This is a genomic window from Burkholderia sp. FERM BP-3421 (assembly GCF_028657905.1).
Lineage (GTDB): Bacteria > Pseudomonadota > Gammaproteobacteria > Burkholderiales > Burkholderiaceae > Burkholderia.
Window position 1 is genome coordinate 1126534 of sequence record NZ_CP117782.1, and the last position, 18364, is coordinate 1144897.

The 18364-nt window shown below is 63.2% G+C and carries 16 protein-coding genes and 3 pseudogenes; 11 read left to right on the top strand and 8 right to left on the bottom strand.

Annotation, left to right across the window (positions count from 1 at the left end):
• Positions 1–32: 32 nt before the first annotated feature.
• Positions 33–1574 (bottom strand): methyl-accepting chemotaxis protein, encoded by a 1542-nt coding sequence (locus Bsp3421_RS21105; RefSeq protein ID WP_274003101.1) that lies wholly within the window; start codon positions 1572–1574, stop codon positions 33–35.
• 308 nt (positions 1575–1882) lie between these two features.
• Between Bsp3421_RS21105 and Bsp3421_RS21110 the strand changes: the two are divergent.
• Positions 1883–2062: pseudogene (locus Bsp3421_RS21110) on the top strand (MFS transporter); the annotation flags it as partial.
• 46 nt (positions 2063–2108) lie between these two features.
• Here Bsp3421_RS21110 and Bsp3421_RS21115 read toward each other — a convergent pair.
• The 4 genes from Bsp3421_RS21115 to Bsp3421_RS21130 form a co-directional block, all read right to left on the bottom strand.
• On the bottom strand, positions 2109–2441 hold the full coding sequence (locus tag Bsp3421_RS21115; protein WP_274004461.1) for a hypothetical protein: 333 nt from the start codon (positions 2439–2441) through the stop codon (positions 2109–2111).
• Positions 2442–2749: 308 nt separating this feature from the next.
• Entirely contained in the window at positions 2750–3484 is a 735-nt protein-coding gene (locus tag Bsp3421_RS21120; protein WP_274003102.1) for a class I SAM-dependent methyltransferase, read from the bottom strand.
• A 103-nt stretch (positions 3485–3587) separates the two neighbouring features.
• Positions 3588–5045 carry an ATP-binding protein gene (locus Bsp3421_RS21125; protein ID WP_274003103.1) on the bottom strand — a complete coding sequence of 486 codons (1458 nt, stop codon included), beginning with the start codon at positions 5043–5045 and terminating at the stop codon, positions 3588–3590.
• Positions 5042–5701 (bottom strand): response regulator, encoded by a 660-nt coding sequence (locus Bsp3421_RS21130; protein WP_274003104.1) that lies wholly within the window; start codon positions 5699–5701, stop codon positions 5042–5044. Before Bsp3421_RS21130 ends, Bsp3421_RS21125 begins: the two co-directional genes overlap by 4 nt.
• A gap of 203 nt (positions 5702–5904) precedes the next feature.
• Between Bsp3421_RS21130 and Bsp3421_RS21135 the strand changes: the two genes are divergently transcribed.
• The 5 genes from Bsp3421_RS21135 (at position 5905) to Bsp3421_RS21155 (ending at position 10494) form a co-directional block, all read left to right on the top strand.
• Positions 5905–6330 carry a hypothetical protein gene (locus Bsp3421_RS21135; RefSeq protein WP_274003106.1) on the top strand — a complete coding sequence of 142 codons (426 nt, stop codon included), beginning with the start codon at positions 5905–5907 and terminating at the stop codon, positions 6328–6330.
• Positions 6331–6438: 108 nt separating this feature from the next.
• On the top strand, positions 6439–7860 hold the full coding sequence (hpnJ, locus tag Bsp3421_RS21140; protein ID WP_274003107.1) for a hopanoid biosynthesis associated radical SAM protein HpnJ: 1422 nt from the start codon (positions 6439–6441) through the stop codon (positions 7858–7860).
• Between the two features lie 86 nt (positions 7861–7946).
• Positions 7947–9116, top strand: a complete 1170-nt coding sequence (gene hpnI, locus Bsp3421_RS21145; protein ID WP_443111593.1) for a bacteriohopanetetrol glucosamine biosynthesis glycosyltransferase HpnI — start codon at positions 7947–7949, stop codon at positions 9114–9116.
• Between the two features lie 49 nt (positions 9117–9165).
• Complete coding sequence (locus Bsp3421_RS21150; RefSeq protein WP_274004311.1) at positions 9166–10194, top strand: lysylphosphatidylglycerol synthase domain-containing protein; 1029 nt, start codon at positions 9166–9168, stop codon at positions 10192–10194.
• A gap of 21 nt (positions 10195–10215) precedes the next feature.
• The gene (locus tag Bsp3421_RS21155; protein WP_274003108.1) at positions 10216–10494 is read left to right on the top strand and encodes a hypothetical protein; all 279 of its coding nucleotides are present in this window, start codon (positions 10216–10218) and stop codon (positions 10492–10494) included.
• A 355-nt stretch (positions 10495–10849) separates the two neighbouring features.
• Here Bsp3421_RS21155 and Bsp3421_RS21160 read toward each other — a convergent pair.
• Positions 10850–10951, bottom strand: a pseudogene (locus Bsp3421_RS21160) (oxygenase MpaB family protein); the annotation flags it as partial.
• Positions 10952–11357: 406 nt separating this feature from the next.
• Between Bsp3421_RS21160 and Bsp3421_RS21165 the strand changes: the two are divergent.
• The 4 genes from Bsp3421_RS21165 (at position 11358) to fliD (ending at position 15919) form a co-directional block, all read left to right on the top strand.
• Positions 11358–11756 carry a hypothetical protein gene (locus Bsp3421_RS21165; RefSeq protein ID WP_274003109.1) on the top strand — a complete coding sequence of 133 codons (399 nt, stop codon included), beginning with the start codon at positions 11358–11360 and terminating at the stop codon, positions 11754–11756.
• 407 nt (positions 11757–12163) lie between these two features.
• A complete protein-coding gene (locus Bsp3421_RS21170; RefSeq protein ID WP_274003111.1) occupies positions 12164–13246 on the top strand; it encodes a hypothetical protein in 1083 nt (360 codons plus the stop codon).
• Between the two features lie 724 nt (positions 13247–13970).
• Positions 13971–14138: a hypothetical protein gene (locus Bsp3421_RS21175; RefSeq protein WP_274003112.1), complete on the top strand. Its 168-nt coding sequence runs from the start codon at positions 13971–13973 to the stop codon at positions 14136–14138.
• 263 nt (positions 14139–14401) lie between these two features.
• The gene (gene fliD / locus Bsp3421_RS21180) at positions 14402–15919 is read left to right on the top strand and encodes a flagellar filament capping protein FliD (RefSeq protein WP_274003114.1); all 1518 of its coding nucleotides are present in this window, start codon (positions 14402–14404) and stop codon (positions 15917–15919) included.
• Here fliD and Bsp3421_RS21185 read toward each other — a convergent pair.
• Positions 15896–17407: a hypothetical protein gene (locus Bsp3421_RS21185; protein ID WP_274003138.1), complete on the bottom strand. Its 1512-nt coding sequence runs from the start codon at positions 17405–17407 to the stop codon at positions 15896–15898. The two genes, fliD and Bsp3421_RS21185, sit on opposite strands and share 24 nt — an antisense overlap.
• A gap of 341 nt (positions 17408–17748) precedes the next feature.
• Here Bsp3421_RS21185 and Bsp3421_RS21190 point away from each other — a divergent pair.
• A pseudogene (locus Bsp3421_RS21190) lies at positions 17749–17946 on the top strand (ISNCY family transposase); the annotation flags it as partial.
• Positions 17947–18025: 79 nt separating this feature from the next.
• Here Bsp3421_RS21190 and Bsp3421_RS21195 read toward each other — a convergent pair.
• The gene (locus tag Bsp3421_RS21195; protein WP_274003140.1) at positions 18026–18361 is read right to left on the bottom strand and encodes a hypothetical protein; all 336 of its coding nucleotides are present in this window, start codon (positions 18359–18361) and stop codon (positions 18026–18028) included.
• Between the last annotated feature and the right edge of the window lie 3 nt (positions 18362–18364).

An 18364-nucleotide genomic window follows, 5' to 3' on the forward strand; every position in this document is an offset into this window, starting at 1 on the left:
CCGCGTTGTGGATGCGTGCCGGCGCGCTCGGTTCAGGTCCGCGCCGCTTCGGGCAGCCTGAACACCGCCACCGCGTGCCGCAGCGCGCCCGCCTGCTCCGCGAGCGCCTGGGTCGCGGCCGAGGCCTGTTCGACCAGCGCCGCATTGCGCTGGGTGGCCTCGTCCATCTGCGTGACCGCGATGTTGACCTGGTGAATGCCGCCGCTCTGTTCCTGAGACGCGGCCGAGATCTCGCCGACAATCGCCGTGACGCGCTGCACCGCGCCGACGATTTCGCGGATCGATTCGCCCGCGCGGCCGATCAGCGCCGCGCCCGCGTCGACGCGCTGCGTCGAGTGTTCGATCAGCGTCTTGATTTCCTTCGCGGCGGCGGCGCTGCGCTGCGCGAGCGTACGGACCTCGGCCGCGACGACCGCGAACCCCCGCCCCTGCTCGCCCGCGCGCGCGGCCTCGACGGCCGCGTTCAGCGCGAGGATGTTGGTCTGGAACGCGATGCCGTCGATCACGGCGATGATCTCGCCGACCTTGGCCGCGCTGTCGGCAATGCCGCCCATCGTGTCGACCGCCTGCGCCATCACGTCGCCGCCCGATGCCGCGATGCCGGACGCATCGTGCGCGAGCTGCGCCGCGTGCTGCGCGTGTTCGGCGGATTGCTGCACGACGCCCGTCAGCTGCTCCATGCTGGCCGCGGTCTCTTCGAGCGACGCCGCCTGCGATTCGGTGCGCGCGGAGAGGTCGTGGTTGCCGGCCGCGATCTGCGCGCTCGCGGTCGCCACCGATTCGGCATGGGTGCGCACCTCGAGCACCACGGCCGACAGGCCGGCCTGCATCGTGCGCAGCGCGCGCAACAGATCGGCGATCTCGTCCTTGCCGGCGGCGTCGACTTCGCGCGTGAGGTCGCCGTCGGCGACCGCCTTCGCGCACGCGACCGCCGCGTCGAGCGGCTTCAGGATCGCGCGACTGAACAGGAAGGCTCCGAGCATCGCGACGGCCAGCACCACCAGCATCAGCACGATGCTCGCGATCGTCGCGAGGCGCGCGTCGTCGCCCGCGCGCGCGGACACCTCGGCGCTGCGGCTCGCGATCAGCTTCGCGGCGTGTTCGAGCAGCGCCGACGGCTCGCGATCGACGCCCGCCACCGCCGCGTCGCCGGCCGTGGGATCGAATCCGGCCGCCTGGAACGCGGCGAAACCGCGGCGGTAGCCGTCGCCCATCGCCGTGTGCGCGCGCGCGAACTGCTCGACGAGCGCGCGGCTGTCGCCGGGCGGCAACTGCTGCGCCAGTTGCGCCGCGAGCGCGTCGACCGCGCGTTCGCGGGTCTGGAATGCTTTCCAGTACTGATCGAGCTTGGCGGTCTGCTTGCCGCGCAGCAGCGTGTCCTTCCATTCCTGGACCTGCAGCTTGAACTGCACGAGCATGGCCGAGACCAGCCGCTCGTCGGCCACGTTCGTCTGCACCTCGCTGGTGAAGGTATCGATCGAGCGATTGAGGATATGGATGCCGTACAGGGCGCCGGAGCACATCAGCAGCAGGGCGGCGGCGAAAGCGAGGGGAATCTTGTAGCTGAGCTTCATGGAACCTTTGATCAACGGGAGGCGATAACGCGCGGACATGAAATGCCCTACGCCGTAACCCGTTAACGGCCGCGATTCCTCCCGCTTAAAACAGACGAAAGCATTTTCCGCAGCCGCGCGGTTACCGGCGGTTACTATTGCCTTCCAGGAAAGAATGCAGTGCTGGATGTCAGCACTCCTCTATCCCCGGGGTGCGCGCCGAGGCGCCCACCGGCCGGGGAATTCAAGCGCGACAGAACGAGTGTGACGAATCCCGGGACGGCGCAGGGTGGCGGACATTCCGTCACCTGGACGTACGTCCACGAGATATTCCCGTGAAGCACGCACTGCCCGTTCCGTTTCAACGTCTCGCGCTGTCCAATCTCGCCGCGCTATCGGCGGAGCAGATCGGTCTCGCGGTGACGCCGCTGTTCGCCGTGTTGACGCTCGGCGCGAGTGCCGGCCAGACGGGTTTCCTGCAGACGGCGCAGACGCTGCCGTTCCTGTTACGGCGCGCGTCCGCTGGGCGCGGCGGCAGGGACGAGTCGCCGCGCGCTATGGGATCGAGGCGTGCGTATGGGCGGCCGTGGTCGGCTTCGCGATCCAGGCGGGCGTGATCGTGCTGTCCGCCGTGTCGCGGCTCACGCGGCTTCCGGAGGCATCGCCGGCGGTGTTGGGGCGGGTGACGGGACAGGCGCGCCGCGTGGCCGTCCGGCGCATGCGCATGCCGCGCTTCGTCCACGCCGTCGGTTTGCCTCGGCGCGGGTATTGCAGTGCGAACCTCATGCGCGCCGCTGACGCCTCGTTCGGGGCCAGGAGCCCACCGGCGAGATCCGCTTGCGGTTTCAGCCCGCCATGCGGATCGCCGTGGACGTCGACACCCCGCATATCGACCTCCTGTCGGACGAGGCGATGCCGGGCAGATGGCCTGATTGAACGTCTGCGAACCGCATGCAACCGGACCGTCTCGGCGTGTTCGAGCGTCCGGCCTTCGACGGCCGGCGCTGATCGATCCGCGCTGAACCCTGCGACCGGCCGGTCGGGGGCAGGGGCGTGATTTCGCTGCGCCCCGATCGGGCCGGAATCGAGGCCTCGTCCTTGAGGTGAAGGCCGTGCAGCGATACGTGCGGACGCGCCGGCAGGCCGGGGAATGCCGGTGCGCCCGGGATATCCGGATGCGGTCGGTGCAGCGCCGCTTACTTCCGGGCGGATATCGCGTGCATGCGCCCGATCGGCTTGTCGTGGTCGATCTCGAAGCCGAGGCGCGCCAACGCCGCCACCTGTTCCGCAGGCGCAAGACGCAGCTTGCGATAGCTGCTCTTGTAGAGCGTCCATCCGTTTTCTTCACGAATGTGTATCAGGTCGTTCACCACGACGTGCTCCGGTTCATACTCCAGAACGCACGTCATGATGCGCTGGTCATCCGCTCGCACGGGCAGAAAGCGATCGAGCCCGACCAGCTCCCGGGAAAGATCGCGGAACGTCAGCACGAGATGCCCGCCCGGCGCCAGGGCGTCGTAGGCGTCGCGATAGAGTTGCAGCACATCCGCGTGATTTTCCAGGTGCGTCAGCGTGTCGCCCATGCAGACAACGACGCTGACCGAACCCCGTTCGACCCGCGTCGAAAAGGTGCGCAGATCGGCGAACACGGTCCTGATCCGCTCGTCCGTCCGGGCCGCGTCCAGCTCCGCCAGGAGATCGCGGCTGCTGTCGATGGCGATCACCGGATCGTAGCCGAGGCGGGCGAGCGCGAGGGACTGATAGCCCGGCCCGCAGCCGAGATCGACGGCGATACCCTCGCCGGTCGTGCCGATGCCCAAATCGGTCAGGAGATTCGCTTGCTCAAGCGCCTTCCCGGCCGGCTCCGCTCCGTTCATCCACACGTAATGCGCGGCGAGAAGATCGTCGTAATGTCGCTGGGCCTGGTTCATGGCGGGGTTGGGTTCGCGTGGGAGGAATGCGCACTGTAATACCAATCGGGCCGTCATGAAGTCCGGATCATGCCGCGCCGGCCGGCCTGGCCGGGATGCGGCGTCAAGACGGCGGTATCGCACGCTGCGCGGAATCTGCATTCCCACCCGGCCGCCCATCGACCGACGCCTCCGCAAGACGAGGGAACTCGACGATGACGGCGAGCCCCCGGCCGTCCAGCCCGGTCTCGAACCGCAGGCTTCCATTGAAGTAACGCACAATGCGTTCCGCGATCGACAAGCCGAGCCCGCTGCCCGACGCCTGTCCGGTCGCGCCGCGATAGAAGCGATCGGTGAGCCGGGCGCGCTCGGCCTCGGCCACTCCCGGGCCATCGTCGAGCACGGCAAGGCATGACCGGGCCTCGCGGTCGGTCAGCCGCACCTCGACGCGCCCCTGCGGCGTGCCGTACTTGATCGCGTTGTCGATCAGGTTGTCGATCAGGATGCCGATGAGCACCGGATCCGCCTGGATCGCTCGCCCCGACTCCCGCACGATCGCAAGGGTGATGGACTTCTCGCGCGCGGCCGGGGCACGGCGGGCGACGGCTTCCTCGACGAGCGCCGCCATTGCCACGGCGCTTGCCGGCACGCGTTCGTATTCGTCGAGCCGGGCCAGCAAAAGCAGCTGCTCGGCGAGGCGGGCGCTGCGATCCACGCCTTGCACGACGCGCTGCATGGCAAGTTGCTGGAGCGCGGGATCGGTGTTCGAGAGGGCGACCTGCGCCTGCACCTTGATCGCCGCGAGCGGCGTCTTCAATTCATGAGCCGCGTCGGACGTGAAAGCGCGTTCCCGGACCCTCGATTGACGAAGCCGGGCGAGCAGGCGGTCGATCGCGTCGACCAGCGTTCGAACCTCGTTCGGCACGCCCGCGATGCCGAGCGGCGCAAGCGAATCGGCGTCGCGCGCGTGGATCGTGTCCGAGAGGGCCTTGAGCGGAACGAGGCTGCGGCCGATCGCGACCCACAGCAGGAAGGCGAGCACGGGCAGGGCGGCGAGCAGCGGCAGGACGATCCGCCGCGCCGTGCCGGTCGCCATGTCGCTGCGGGTATTGGCCGTTTCCATGACGCGTATGGTCCGCCCCGTCGGGGTGTCGTGGAGCGCGAAGATCCGCCAGACGATGCCGTCGATGGCGACGTCGCGCGGCCGCGTGCGCGCCTCCGGCCCGCTGTCGAGCGCCGCGGCGCCCCGGGGCAGGCTCGACGCGAGCACGGCGCCCGTCGCGTCGGATACCTCGTAAAGGACGTCGCGCGGCTGACGGTCGCCGTCGGTGTCGGCGCGTCGCGGGGCGCCGGGGCGCGCGAGCTCGATGCGGGCGTCGATCGGGACGCGCGCGAATTGAACGAGATCCGCGCGGTCGAGCCGGGCGATCAGCGCGGCATATTCGACGAGGCGGGCATCCTGCCATTCCTGAACTTCCCGCGACGCGTGCCGGAAGCTGCTGTACACGGCCACGATCCAGACGACGGCGACGCAGGACAGGACCATCAACGAAAGCCGATGGCGTATCGAACGCGACATCATGGCTTGTCCATCACGTACCCGACGCCGCGCACGGTCCGGATCAGGTCGCTGCCGAGCTTCTTGCGCAGATTCGAGACGTGCACCTCGATGGCATTGCTTTCGACGCCGTCCTGCCACCCATAAAGATGGGCTTCGAGCCGCTCGCGCGATTGCGGCACGCCTTGATGGGTGATCAGTTGGGTCAGGATGGACCACTCCCGGATCGTCAGGGACACGCGGACGGCGTTGCGCGTGGCCGTGCGGGTGACGAGATCGACCGCAAGGTCGCGCCACACGATCGTCTCCTGGCTGCGCCCCTGCGAGCGGCGCACGAGCGCGCGGCAGCGGGCGAGCACTTCGGACAGCTCGAACGGTTTGGCCAGGTAGTCGTCGGCGCCGGCGTCGAGCCCGCGCACTCGGTCGGCGACCGTGCCCCGCGCGGTGAGAACCAGCACGGGGATGTCGTCGCCCGCCGAGCGCAGCGCGCGCAGGATCTCCGCGCCGGACGTGCCGGGCAGGCCGAGATCCAGGACGAGCAGGGCATGGCGGTGGGCCGCGAGCGCCTGCATGGCATCGTTTCCATTGCGGACCCATTGGACGTGGTAGCCGGCCTGACCCAGGCTGATTTCCAGCCCGCTGCCGATCAGGTCGTCGTCCTCGACGAGAAGAATTTTCATGAGCGAAGAGCGCTGCGGTGCACGGGTTCGCCGCCGCATGGCCCACCCGCATCCTGGCCCTGCGACGTCACGCGTTGCCATTGTAAGCGCGCCGCGGATCCCGCTCTCGGGCGAAAGCTTAAGGTTTCCTTCAGCTATTCCCGGTAGCATCGGGCGACCGGCCGAACGGATCGGCCGCTCCCCTGAAATTGATCACCTCATGCATGAATTGGAATGGATTGCGTAATGATTTCGCAACCCTGCATATTGGCAAGGCATCGCGGGAGCCGCATCGCATGAGCCCGGCCACGGTTGATCAATGGCGCGCCTACCTGCTCGTCGCGTCACTTGCAACGGTGCTAATACAGGCTATCGTACTAGGGACGATGCTCGTGTTCGATGCGCCGGAGACATTGTTCACGTCATCAGTTTTTCGCATTGGCGTAGTAGTGTGGGTCGTCGCGGCGGTCGTGCTGGCCCGCAGATGGGCCGAAGCGGCGTTTCGTTCAGCGCTGGCGGGAGACCACATCGGATTCGGCGACGCGCAGTGCGACATCGTGACGCTTTCCAGCCGTTGCCCCCAGCGGGCACTGGTCGTGCTCCACGTGCGGTTCAACCGGAGAAAATTCACCCCCCTGCGTACCGACTAGCAGCGGCGCGCACCCGCACCACGGCGCATGACGTCCGGCGTCTTTTCCTCGCATCCTGAACACACACTGAACAGCCGGTTCGCGATCCGTCGCGCGGCGTCCCACGACATGAGAACGTTGTTCCTGCAGGCCCCTTCGTATGACGGCTTCGACGGCGGAGCGGGCTCCCGCTACCAGGCCAAGCGCGAAATCCGTTCCTTCTGGTACCCGACCTGGCTCGCGCAGCCGGCCGCGCTGGTGCCGGGCAGCCGCGTCGTCGACGCGCCGGCCGACGGCCTGTCGGTCGAGGAGACCCTGAAGATCGCCAACGACTACGACCTCGTGATCATCCACACGAGCACGCCGTCGTTCCCGACCGACGCGATGTTCGCGCAGGATCTCAAGAAGATGAAGCCGTCGATGCTGATCGGCATGGTGGGCGCGAAGGTGCAGGTCGATCCGCACAATTCGCTCACGGCGACCGACGCGATCGACTTCGTGTGCCGCGAGGAATTCGACTTCACCTGCAAGGAAATCGCCGAGGGCCGGCCGCTCGCCGAGGTCAAGGGCCTGTCGTGGCGCGCCCGGGACGGCTCGATCGAGCACAACGAGACGCGTCCGGTTCTCGAGGACATGGATTCGCTGCCGTTCGTCGCGCCGGTCTACAAGCGCGACCTGAAGATCGACAACTACTTCATCGGCTATCTGAACTATCCGTACGTGTCGATCTACACGGGGCGCGGCTGCAAGTCGCGCTGCACTTTCTGCCTGTGGCCGCAGACGGTGAGCGGCCATCGCTACCGCGTGCGCTCGGTGGAGAACGTGCTCGAGGAAGTGAAGTGGATCCGCGACAACATGCCGGAAGTGAAGGAGGTCATGTTCGACGACGACACCTTCACCGACGACGCGCCGCGCGCCGAAGCGATCGCGCTCGGGCTGGGCAGGCTCGGCGTGACGTGGTCGTGCAACGCCAAGGCGAACGTGCCGTACAAGACGCTCAAGATCATGAAGGAGAACGGCCTGCGCCTCTTGCTGGTCGGCTTCGAATCGGGCGACGACCAGATCCTCGTGAACATCAAGAAGGGCGTGCGCACCGATTTCGCGCGCCGCTTCAGCGCGGACTGCAAGCAGCTCGGCATCAAGATCCACGGCACCTTCATCCTCGGTTTGCCGGGCGAGACGCAGGAGACCATCGAGAAGACGATCGCATACGCGAAGGAGATCAATCCGCACACGATCCAGGTGTCGCTCGCCGCGCCGTATCCGGGCACGACGCTCTACAAGCAGGCCGTGGAGAACGGCTGGATGGAAGAGAACAAGACCATCAACCTGGTGAGCAAGGAAGGCGTGCAGCTCGCGGCGATCGGCTATCCGCACCTGTCGCGCGACGAGATCTATCACCACCTCGAACAGTTCTATCGCGAGTTCTACTTCCGGCCGTCGAAGATCTGGGAGATCGTGCGCGAGATGCTGACGAGCTGGGAGATGATGAAGCGCCGCCTGCGCGAAGGCGTGGAATTCTTCCGCTTCCTGCGCGCGCACGAGGCGTGATGAACCGGCCGCATCGGGACGGCATCTGGAGCGGCGCATTGGCGCTGATATTCGCCGTGAGCGTCGCGATCGCGGCGACGATCGCCATGCGGCACACGATGCTGTTGCACGTGCTGGCCGAATCGATCGCCGTGACGCTCGGGATCGGCGCGGCGCTCGGCATCGTCTATACGCTGTTCGCGAGCAGGCTCGTCGGACGCTTCTTCGCGCGCGGCGCGACCGCCCCGACGCATTTTCCCGGCGTGACGATCGTCAAGCCGCTGCACGGCGACGAATGGCAACTGGAGGGCCATCTCGCCAGTTTCTTCGACCAGGACTATCCCGGGCCGATCCAATACCTGTTCGGCGTGCACGACGCCGCGGACCCCGCCTTGGGCGCGATCGCGGCGCTGCGCCTGCGCTATCCCGACGCCGCCATCAGCGTCGTCGCCGATGCGCGGCTCTACGGGCCCAACCGGAAGATCGCCAATCTCGTCAACATGCTCGAATTCGCGGAGCATGACGTGCTGTGTTTCGCCGACAGCGACGTGCGCGTCGACGCGGCTTATCTGCGCCATGTCGTCGGTGCGCTGCAGGCGCCGGGCGTGGGCCTCGTGACCCTGGTTTACCGGGGCATGCCCGCGCCGGGTTTTTGGTCGCGCGTGGCGGCGTCGCTGACCGACTATCATTTCCTGCCCGGCGTGATCACCGGCCTGGCGCTGGGCCGCGCGCGGCCTTGCTTCGGGCAGTCGATCGCCATGACGCGGGATACGCTCGCCCGTATCGGCGGTCTCGCGCAATTCGCCCATCACCTCGCGGAAGATCACGCGATCGGCGAAGCGGTGCGGCGCTGCGGCGCGACCGTGGCCATTCCGCCCATCGTGGTCGGGCATGCCTGCGTCGAGAATACGTTCGCCAAGCTCTTTCTCCATGAGTTGCGGTGGAGCCGCACGATTCGCGCAGCCGATCGCTCGGGTCATCTGGGCGCGGTCCTGATGCATCCGTTCGCGCTCGCCATGCTCGCGGTCGCCTTTTCAGGCGGAGCCGGCGCGGCATGGCTGCTGGCCGGCGCGGCGCTGCTGGGGCGCGCGCTGCTGGTCAGGCAGGTCGACCGGGCCACGCGGCATCGCACGCACGGGCTGCCGTGGCTGCCGCTGTGGGACATGGTGCAATTCGCGATCTATGTGGCAAGCTTCTTCTCGTCGGGCGTCGTGTGGCGCGGAACGCGATTCCGCGTGGACGACAACGGCATGCTGTCGCTGGTCCATGAGAAGTGAGCCGACAACCCGACGAATCGCTGACACCGAACGCAAGAGAGCATCACTGATGAAGCATTCAGGCCGTATCGCCGCCCTGGCCGGCTTGGCAATTGCCGCGTGGCTCGTCTGGCGCGACCATCCGGCGGCCGTGTGGGCGCTGATGCGCGACGCGGGTTTCGGCCTCGTGCTGGCCGGCTGCCTCCACCTCCTTCCCATGTGCGCGAACGCCTGGGATTGGCGCTCGCTCATCCGCCCGGCCGAACGTCCGTCCTTTACGACGATGCTTAGGTTCGTCTGGCTCCGGGAGTCGATCAACGGGCTGCTGCCCGTGGCCCGGATCGGCGGCGAGATCGTCGCGTTCCGGCTGCTGCGTCTCGACAGGGTGCGGCCGGGGACCGCGATGGCCAGCCTCATCGTCGACACGCAACTCACGCTGATCAGCCAGGTCGTGTTCGCATTGATTGCGTGCGGCTACCTGCTGGGTCAGGCGAATTCCCAGGCGACGCGGTTCGCAGGCACATTCGTATGGAGTATCGCCGGCCTCGTGCCGGTATTGATCCTGTTCGCGCTCGCCCAGCATGCCCGGCCGTTCGAACGCATGGCGGGAACGCTCAATCGTCTCACCAGCGGCAAGATGCTCGCGCTCCTCGGGCAATCGGTGCGCGTCGATCAGTCGATCAAGCTGATCTGGCGTCGAACGGGTATCGTCATCCGCTATCTGTTCGTCTGGCAGACGCTCCAATGCGCCGGCTTCGCGCTCGAGATCTGGGCCGCGCTCCATGTCCTCGGCACCGACGCCACGTTCGCGCAGGCGTTCGTGATCGAGGCGTTGATCCAGATGCTCAGCAGCGTCGCGTTTCTCGTGCCGGGCAGCCTGGGCGTGCAGGAGGGCGGCTTCATCCTCATCGGCGCGCTGCTCGGCTTCGACGCCCCGACTTGTCTGGCGCTCGCGGGCGCCCGGCGCGTGCGCGATCTGCTGTTCTACGTGCCGGGGCTCGTCGCCTGGCAATTGGCGGAGTTCCGCGCGCCGCGCGAAAAGAAGAGGGGCGTGCGCCCGGAAGAACCCGCGCATGCCACGCATTCGAACCACGCCTGAATCAGGCAGGAAAGCGCTTGGGTGAGCGTGCGCCAAAACCGGGCGTCGGCGCGCCGCGCGCGCGAGATGAAAAAACGCGAGCGCCTCGGACATGTGTTCGTGAATCCGCTTCGATTCAGTCCTGGGGACATCACCGGCATCAGGATTCTTGCCATCTGCGGCAGTTCGCGTCGCGACTTGCTCAATCGGACGCTGCTCGGCGCTGCGATGCCGGGCGCGGCCGAAGCCGGCGCGGCGGTCACGCTGAAGCGGCTCGCCGATTGCCAACTGCCAACTGCTGCTGAACGCCGCCGATCTTGAGGTGGACCACGGCTCGCCCCAGGAGGCGCGGCCCCGATTTCGTCACCTCGACCACCAGCATCCCCAACCAGCGCTCGCAATAGAAGCTGACGTGCACTTGTCCAATAGGGTTTTCAGCCGAGGCGATGAGGTGAGCAGCAGGCGCTCGCTGTGACATGTGTCCCGTAGCAGGCGGCGATGCAGCGGAATGCCTGGATGGAATGGGCATGCCGTCCATAAGCCTCGATCCCCTCGTGGATCAGGCTCAGTGGGTTGCCGCCGCGATAGCCGCCTGCACCCCGCAGGCTTCAGTAGGTTGTGCCCGCAACGAACTGCGCTGCGGAGCCGCCCTCCAGGTCCTGCTGGGAAATCAGATATCCAGTACTCCGGCGAGCGCCAGGGGATGTAGCGCCCGCAGGATCAACACGCCGATGCCGCCCACCATCATGGCCGCGAAATCGTCGCGCACGCGCCGGCAAACGGGGCTCAGGCCGATGGGATGGATGACGGGCTTCGCGTGCACCGACACACCGACCTTCAGATCGAACGCGCCCCGTGAAAAACATGCCGCGCCCCGGAAAAATGGGAACGGTTCCGCTCCATGATCAGGAACGGGATAGGGATGTATCGCGCGCGTTTCGCTCATCAGATGAAAGGAATTTGTTAAAGATAGTGAAGGCTTGTCGTGCGAGGCGGGTAATGGCTGGCAGACATAAAATTTGTCAGGGTAGGATCTGACGGTTAGGTGTGCAGGATGATTACTTTTCATTTACAAACCATCGACAAGACGTGCTCCTTGGATCGATAGAGAGACGAGCACGCGGTGGCCAATCCAGGACATCGATCGCCTAGCTATGAATGCAAACCTTGATCTGCATACGACGATGGTGAACGATCCATCCGCCTTCGTGATACACGACGTCAGCTGCTTTCCATTCGTGAACGTGCGGGTCGATAGGCTGGGGCCCGACTTCGAGCCGCAGTGGGAATCCGAGATGGTCGTGCTGCTGGCGCAATCCTCGCCGTTTGCCGTGATCCATCACGGCACCTTGCCTGACGAGACCGACGCCGCGCGAGAACGGCGAGCGCACTGGCTGGCCCAGCATCAAGCCATTGTTCTACGGCTCTGCAAGATCCGGATATTCGTGGAGTCCGACGCAGTGCGGCGCGCCGCTGCGATCATGCACTGCCGCCGGACCATGCAGACGTCGGGCGTGCCTAATCGCGTGGTCGCGACGCTCGATGAGGCGTATGCAATCGCATCGCATCGGCTCGCGCGGTGAGGGGCCGGGGAAGTCGATGTCCGCAGGTTCGCCACGGGATGTGGAGTTGTTCCAGCGCAGGCTGACCAGATACGCCATACCTGTCTAGTTATAGGCGAACGGCGGGGGCATCTATTTTTATCAATAGTTTGCCGATTTATACGACATTGCCTCTCTTGGATTGGCAATTTCGCTCACCTCGATTATCCCTCTCCCTATCTTGGCCTGGTTGCCAATGGCAGCGATTTTATTCGATTGCAGTTAATTTTTAATGCAATGTCGCTCGCGGTCAAATTGACGTCGAATATCTTATGCATTACGAGAAGGTTTCATGCAAATAATAAAATGCCTTCATAGGCGTGCATTTTTCAATGCGGATAGTCGCGACTTGAGCGCTCTGTGTGTTTTTGCTGAGGGAGAAGGGTACCATGGATGGTAATCGTATGTTGCGGGTGAAAAAACTTTTATCACGCATCGCGGCTGGAATTGCCTGCATCAGCACTCTATGTTTCGCAACAGTGAGTTATGCGTATAACGAATCCAATCACAAACAAGCTGTCTCGGATGGGCTGAAATCATCTGGCGATATTTTTGACAACAAGACGATGAGCAATCTCACCAGAGAACTCATGAGGCCTGATAGTGATCAATGGTATAACTTGCCCGCACATTGTGATGGAGGGGACTATCTAAGCACCCAAAATAATGGCGGGAAACCATACCCGATTTCAAGGGAGCAGGCGAATGAGTACTTTAATCAGTGCGCCAGGGATATGGTTCGTTACCTGGATGCTGCCGTGAAGGCATCTGGCAAACTCATTTTACCCGCAGGCTCCGGATATGTAATTGACACCACTCAGCTGATCAACTCGAAAGATTGTGCAAATAATAACGAGTGGACCTGGGTTAAAGGGACTTATGTAAATGGTGTCTGGAAGATGGGCAATTACAAACCCTCGGGAGCCAGCCAGGATTTGAGGGCAAAATGTGTCGTTCTGAGAAATTTTGGGCGTATCCTTCATGCGACGACTGATTTCTATGCCCATACAAATTATGCCGACAAGGCGAACCCCGCGATGCCTATTGGCATAACCAATCCTCCGGGGCTTGATCTTGCCCCGACGCCGGCCCCCTTGCTGGAAATTTATTCCCTGTGGCAATATAGAAATACATTCTCGGATCCGAACGGCGCGCAAGCAGATCAGGCTCTGAAGGAGAAAATAAATAGCTCAAAAGATCGGCTTCCTGCGGACTTGGCATCGGGTTGCTGGGTTTATGGGGACGAGGAATATCAAAGCAAGTGTTTTAATAGAATTCGCGAGTCGGAGGACATGCAAAAAGATAGCCAGGGCGACAACCGATCCTTGGCTTCGCCGAATAATTTCAAAAATGCCTTTAACACCGCAGCCGCGGATTCCCGGAGGCAATGGGAGCTTTTGAAAAAAGCCTTAACTGAAAAATATGGCTTGGAGAAAGCAAGGCTGATGGCTGACGCGATTAGTAAAAATTAATCGCGCCAATGTTGACGAGCCCTGCGTGAGCAGGGCTTTCGTTTTGGTGAGTAGTAATTCGATCGATCGACAGGTTCGACGTCGCCGTGCAATCTGTAGGGAAGGGGATCCGGGTGGACGTCAATTAAACCTCGATTTGTGGGATTTTACTGGCTGAGATGTGAAGTAGACGTATACAGACGAACCACATCAGCCAATCGGACGCGCCACCACTGGCTGCGTCGCGCCAGCCGTTTGTCGGCCGACGAACAGGCACAACTCGAAGCGTTATCGGCGAGCCTGATCGAAACTGCTATTTAAAGAGCGAGCAAGAAATCTCTGGCATAAGCCCTTCACGTCTCACACTGGAGCGAAGTGGCGTCGTTGGGTAATAGCAGCTGTGGAAGCAGCTATACCTGCGCTCACGCGCGTTACCATATCGTCAGTGTGTGCCAGTTTTTTCTATTACGCAGATTGGATAGCCGTTTGGAAATCGCCCTCCGCCAGGCAGTTGCCCTCCACCCAGATCCAAACATGTATCGTCATAAGCAAAGCGCTCAAACTTTCTTCCCCCGTAGAATCCAAGAAGAACGCACACGATCATGCCTAAAGCCAATAAACCTCGTTTCATCTAATTTCCCCAAGCCCTAAACAAGACACTTCGATCGTGGGAAGGGTCTTTGGTTCATGCGGCAACAGGCATATTTTTCCTCTGGCTGAGGAAGGATCATCGCGGTGCAGGTCGGTGTGGCTCGTCGAGGCTGGCCGCGAACGCAGGTCCTGCGGCGCGCTGCTGCTCGACTCCTGCGACGACCGGGAGCGGGCGTTCATGTCCCCGCTGATCGAGCGCAGCCGGCAGGCCCGTCGACGGCGGCGGATGAGCCAATGCGCGGAGAACAGCGACATTGAGTGACGAAGAAGGCCCGAAGCGACCGAAAAAGGTGAGGCGCTGCATTTTTTCTACGGTCACCTTGCTGTCCGGCTCCGAGATGGAGGAGGGCGGAACTGTTTCCGAATGGGCAATCCACAGTGACAAAGGTTGACGCAGCATCCCTTCGAATGGCGGCAGGATGCCGCTTACGCAGAGCGTTTCACATCCAGGATGCTGACATTACGACGGCCTTTCCGAAAATTGCTGCCGTAATAGTCAGACCAATCAACTTGCGGGGGGAGTCCATGGCGATCGACAGGTTAACCAACAACACGACAATCAATTCCAACACCGCGCTGCAGGACGCGACGCAGTCGATCATCAACGGCACCACGGGCAAGAGCAATCTGAACATTGCGGGGCTGATCGGCGTTCTGGTCAATGACAGGACCAAGGGCTTGAACGTGGCGATCAGTTCCGCCACCACCCGGAACAACGATTTGTCCGCCGCGTTCGGCCGCGTGCGCACCGAACTGGCGTCGCTGCAGAAGACGCTGACCTCGCTGTCCGACGGCACGCTGCAGCAGAAATTCGCGGTCAACGCATCGGGCAAAGGCCTGACGGCCACCACCGAGAAGGGCGCGACGGCCGGCAGCTACCAGGTGGAAGTCAAGCAGGTCGCGACTTCCCAGACTCTCGTGTCGAGCGCGTTCGATCCGAAGCAGAAGCTCGGCACCGGCACGATGACGCTCAAGGTCGGCGACAAGTCGATGCAGCTCGACGTCACCCCGGAGAACAACACCCCGGCCGGCATCACCGCCGCCATCAACGCCTCGCAGAAGAACCCGGGCGTGACGGCCACGATCGTCAATGGTACCGACGGCGCGCACCTGGTGCTGCGCACGGTCGCCTCGGGCAGCGCGAACGTCATCAACATCGACGTCAGCAGCGTCAAGGACGACGGCGGCCTGTCGAAGTTCGCGGTGCAGTCGGTGGTCGATCCGAAGGGCGGCCCGTCGAAGGTGATGGACGGGGCTCACACCTGGACCCAGAGCAAGGACGCGGCGGCCCAGGATGCGATCGTCTCGGTCGGCGGCATCACGGCGCGCCACGCCGACAACGCGATGAAGGACGTGATCGCCTGCGTGACGCTGAACGTCACGCAGGAGGCGCTCGGCTCGACCCAGACGCTCACGATCTCGCCCGACATCGATGCGCAGGCGAAGGTGGTCACCGATTTCGTCACCCAGTACAACTCCGTGATGAAGACGGCGGCAGATTACTCGAAGTTCGACAAAACTGCGGAGAAAGGCAAGCAGGGCGGCATCCTGCTCGGCGATCCGACGCTCAACGCGATCCGCAACTCGCTCGGCAAGATCATGGCGGGCGGGATCGACAACGGCACGGCCAAGGCCGGTTTCGCGGAAATCGGTGTGAAGTTCGCGCCGGCGGGCTCGAACCTGCCGGACGGCTCGCTGGTGGTCGACAACGCCGCGTTGAAGGCGGCGCTGCAGAACAAGCCCGCGGTCGTGGCCCGGGTGTTCAACGCAACCGACGGCCTCGGCAAGCAGATGAGCAACCAGATCAACCAGCACATCCGCGACGACGGCACCAAGTTGACCGACAAGGGTACGCTTGCGGTCCGCCTCAGCGAGATCGATACGAGCATGAAGAGCCTGTCGCAGCGCCGGGAACAGCTGGCGGGCTACGCCGAGCAGCTGACCACGCAGTACAAGTCGCAGTTCACGATGCTCGACGCGCTGATGGCGAAGATGAAGACCAACGGCGACTACCTGACGCTATTGTTTGGCGGCAATAAGTAAGCGCCCGGCGCGCGGCGTGCGCGCCTCTTGCGGTTCCGTCGTCGCGACAGGATCATCGCCCGATCCTGCCGGCGGCCGGTGTGACCGGTCCGATCGCGCGCCACGCAGCACGGGCGCGCCCGCCAACTCGTATTCGGAACGCTGGCGGTCCCAAACTCGCATGGTCACGGCACGATAGTGGCCGTGCTGCGCGGGAAAGTGCACGAACCGATGTTCGCGGGTCGCATAGATCGGCGATGCAGCGAGCGTAATCGCATCGACGATATAGCGGGCATCAAGCATTCCAAAATGTTTCATGCCCTCCTGAATAGCCTGCTGATCGCCGCCATTCGAATAGACGGACGAACGGTCGCCGATTGATTCGATACTCGCACACAGGTGATCGACCAAGTTGCGCATCTCCGCTGTGTCACGCACCCCGATCACGCAGGAGTTCACCGCCCACGCCGTGTGGTCGGTCCCAATCACGAAGTCGCGTTCAACGATCACTGGGTCGATCGGCTCAGCCTGATTGACCGCCAAAATATCGGAATCCACCCAGAACACGAACGCGTGGTCACGCAAATGATGTCGAATCAAGTGCAGTTTCGCCCAGTTCGCGGTTACGCCCGGCGGCAAGAATTCGGGCGGCACACGATATGAGTGGTATCCGTAGCCATGGCGAAGACAGTAGCGCTCGAAATTCTCTTCGTGGATATCACCATAGCCAGCAACATGTGCGGTGTGGAGCGTGACGAATGCAATCGATGCGTTGGGGTTGACGTGCAACTCGGGCTCGCGTGCGCGTTGTCGCGCCGCGTCCCACGACCCTGCGGCATCGGGTCGCCCCCCGCCTTTGACCACACGGGCATCGTCCAGCAGGGCAGTGACGTAGCGGAAATCGTAGTCCGCAGTCGGACGCCAGTGTCCGTCCACGCATTGCCAGCGCGGCGCGTTGTGCGCAACCAGCGGCATCGCGTCGGCTAGAAAATCAATCGAGAGCCCCTGATCCCAGATAGTCTGGACGGCCGCGAGATGGCCGTTGGAAAGAACGTCAGCAAACGGAAGCGGATGAAACGCTTCCCGCAGATACGACACTTCACAGCCCTGTACGTAGTCTGGCAGGTACATGGCCCAACGCCCGAACTCAAGCACCAACTTGCGAATGCGTTCCCGCACCTCCAACGTATTGCGAAAAATCATCCCGCTCGCCGCAGGCCAAGGCGACCCAGGCTCCTGATTGGTCACGATGGCATCGTATCCCCGCGCAACGTCATCCAGCGGTTGTCTGCCGAAAACGACCGAGAATGCGTCCAACACGAGCAGCAAATCGCCATCGCGCAAGCAGGTAAGCTCGTGGAATATTGCTTGATACTTGAAGAGCACCGGCTGCCGAGGTCCATAGACATGCGTCACGTCCACGACCGCGTGACGATACCCCTTGACGTGCGCGTAATCGGCGTGATTATCGAGCAATCCGTCGACCGGGCGATTCAAAAGTACCGTCATCACTGTATGCATACCTTACCCTCGGGCATCAAAATGGGACTGCCGCGCTGTTGCCGGGCGCGAGATCGCCAGCAGCAGGGTTGCTTTGATTGCCCGCATCGCCTCGACAAGCTTGCGCATGATATTTGACATAATCAATATTATCACAAAAAAGCATGCGGGAACTTGACCGACTCAACGTGATCCAGACCATCGTGGAAACGGGTTTGAAGCCAGGCCGAGCCGCGGAACGGCCTGAGTGTTCCGCCAAGTCGAACGGCTGGTTGCGCTATCAGGAATCCGGAGCCGCCGGATTGGCTTCGGGCAAGCGCGGTTTTGCCGGCAGTCAGGAAGCTCGTGAGTTGCAGGACCGCCTGGCCAAGGCGTTGCGCTTGCGCGGCATCCAGACGATCGAGGTGGAAAATGCCTCTGCGTCCTCCTTCATCGGCCTGTATAACGTCCGCTTCGCGAAGCCGCCGCGCAGCGAGTTCGATGCGCACCGTCGGCTGCGGGACGACGAGAATCTGTACACGCTGCTGACTTGGCGCGACATGCGTCGTCAATGAACTGCACGCTCATCCCTTGGATTCCCTTGCTCAGGTATCCAAATCGAGCCGTTTTCACGAATGAAAACGGCTCTTAAAGCTGGCACCCCGGATCGCTTCTGTCTTTATTGCAGGCCAGCGCCCAGCACTTCAGATCCTGGGTGTTCTTCAGCATGTCGTTGCTCACTTGATCCTTGACGGCTTGAGAATACGAGGCGTTTTTCAGTACCTCCAGACGGTTCTGCGCCATATAGGCAGCGGCTCGCTCGTAACCACCGTAGGTGCGTGCCTGGTCCTTGAGCAGGATCGATTGCCGGGCCGTGATTGCTTGGCCGTCGTTGCTGATCGCCCCTTTGACGCCCGTCAAGTCGCAAGCCATGGCAGACGAGGCAAGGACGAACAACGTGCATGTGGTCAGAATGATTTTCATACC

What these genes read in the sequence shown, in the direction of transcription:
- Bsp3421_RS21195 (WP_274003140.1), bottom strand. Translation starts at nt 18,361, where the DNA reads ATGAAAATCATTCTGACCACATGCACGTTGTTCGTCCTTGCCTCGTCT.
- Bsp3421_RS21120 (WP_274003102.1), bottom strand. Translation starts at nt 3,484, where the DNA reads ATGAACCAGGCCCAGCGACATTACGACGATCTTCTCGCCGCGCATTAC.
- Bsp3421_RS21105 (WP_274003101.1), bottom strand. Translation starts at nt 1,574, where the DNA reads ATGAAGCTCAGCTACAAGATTCCCCTCGCTTTCGCCGCCGCCCTGCTG.
- hpnI (WP_443111593.1), top strand. Translation starts at nt 7,947, where the DNA reads ATGCGGCACACGATGCTGTTGCACGTGCTGGCCGAATCGATCGCCGTG.
- Bsp3421_RS21135 (WP_274003106.1), top strand. Translation starts at nt 5,905, where the DNA reads ATGAATTGGAATGGATTGCGTAATGATTTCGCAACCCTGCATATTGGC.
- Bsp3421_RS21130 (WP_274003104.1), bottom strand. Translation starts at nt 5,701, where the DNA reads ATGAAAATTCTTCTCGTCGAGGACGACGACCTGATCGGCAGCGGGCTG.
- hpnJ (WP_274003107.1), top strand. Translation starts at nt 6,439, where the DNA reads ATGAGAACGTTGTTCCTGCAGGCCCCTTCGTATGACGGCTTCGACGGC.
- Bsp3421_RS21165 (WP_274003109.1), top strand. Translation starts at nt 11,358, where the DNA reads ATGGTGAACGATCCATCCGCCTTCGTGATACACGACGTCAGCTGCTTT.
- Bsp3421_RS21125 (WP_274003103.1), bottom strand. Translation starts at nt 5,045, where the DNA reads ATGATGTCGCGTTCGATACGCCATCGGCTTTCGTTGATGGTCCTGTCC.
- Bsp3421_RS21150 (WP_274004311.1), top strand. Translation starts at nt 9,166, where the DNA reads ATGAAGCATTCAGGCCGTATCGCCGCCCTGGCCGGCTTGGCAATTGCC.
- Bsp3421_RS21185 (WP_274003138.1), bottom strand. Translation starts at nt 17,407, where the DNA reads ATGACGGTACTTTTGAATCGCCCGGTCGACGGATTGCTCGATAATCAC.
- Bsp3421_RS21115 (WP_274004461.1), bottom strand. Translation starts at nt 2,441, where the DNA reads ATGCGGGGTGTCGACGTCCACGGCGATCCGCATGGCGGGCTGAAACCG.
- Bsp3421_RS21170 (WP_274003111.1), top strand. Translation starts at nt 12,164, where the DNA reads ATGGATGGTAATCGTATGTTGCGGGTGAAAAAACTTTTATCACGCATC.
- fliD (WP_274003114.1), top strand. Translation starts at nt 14,402, where the DNA reads ATGGCGATCGACAGGTTAACCAACAACACGACAATCAATTCCAACACC.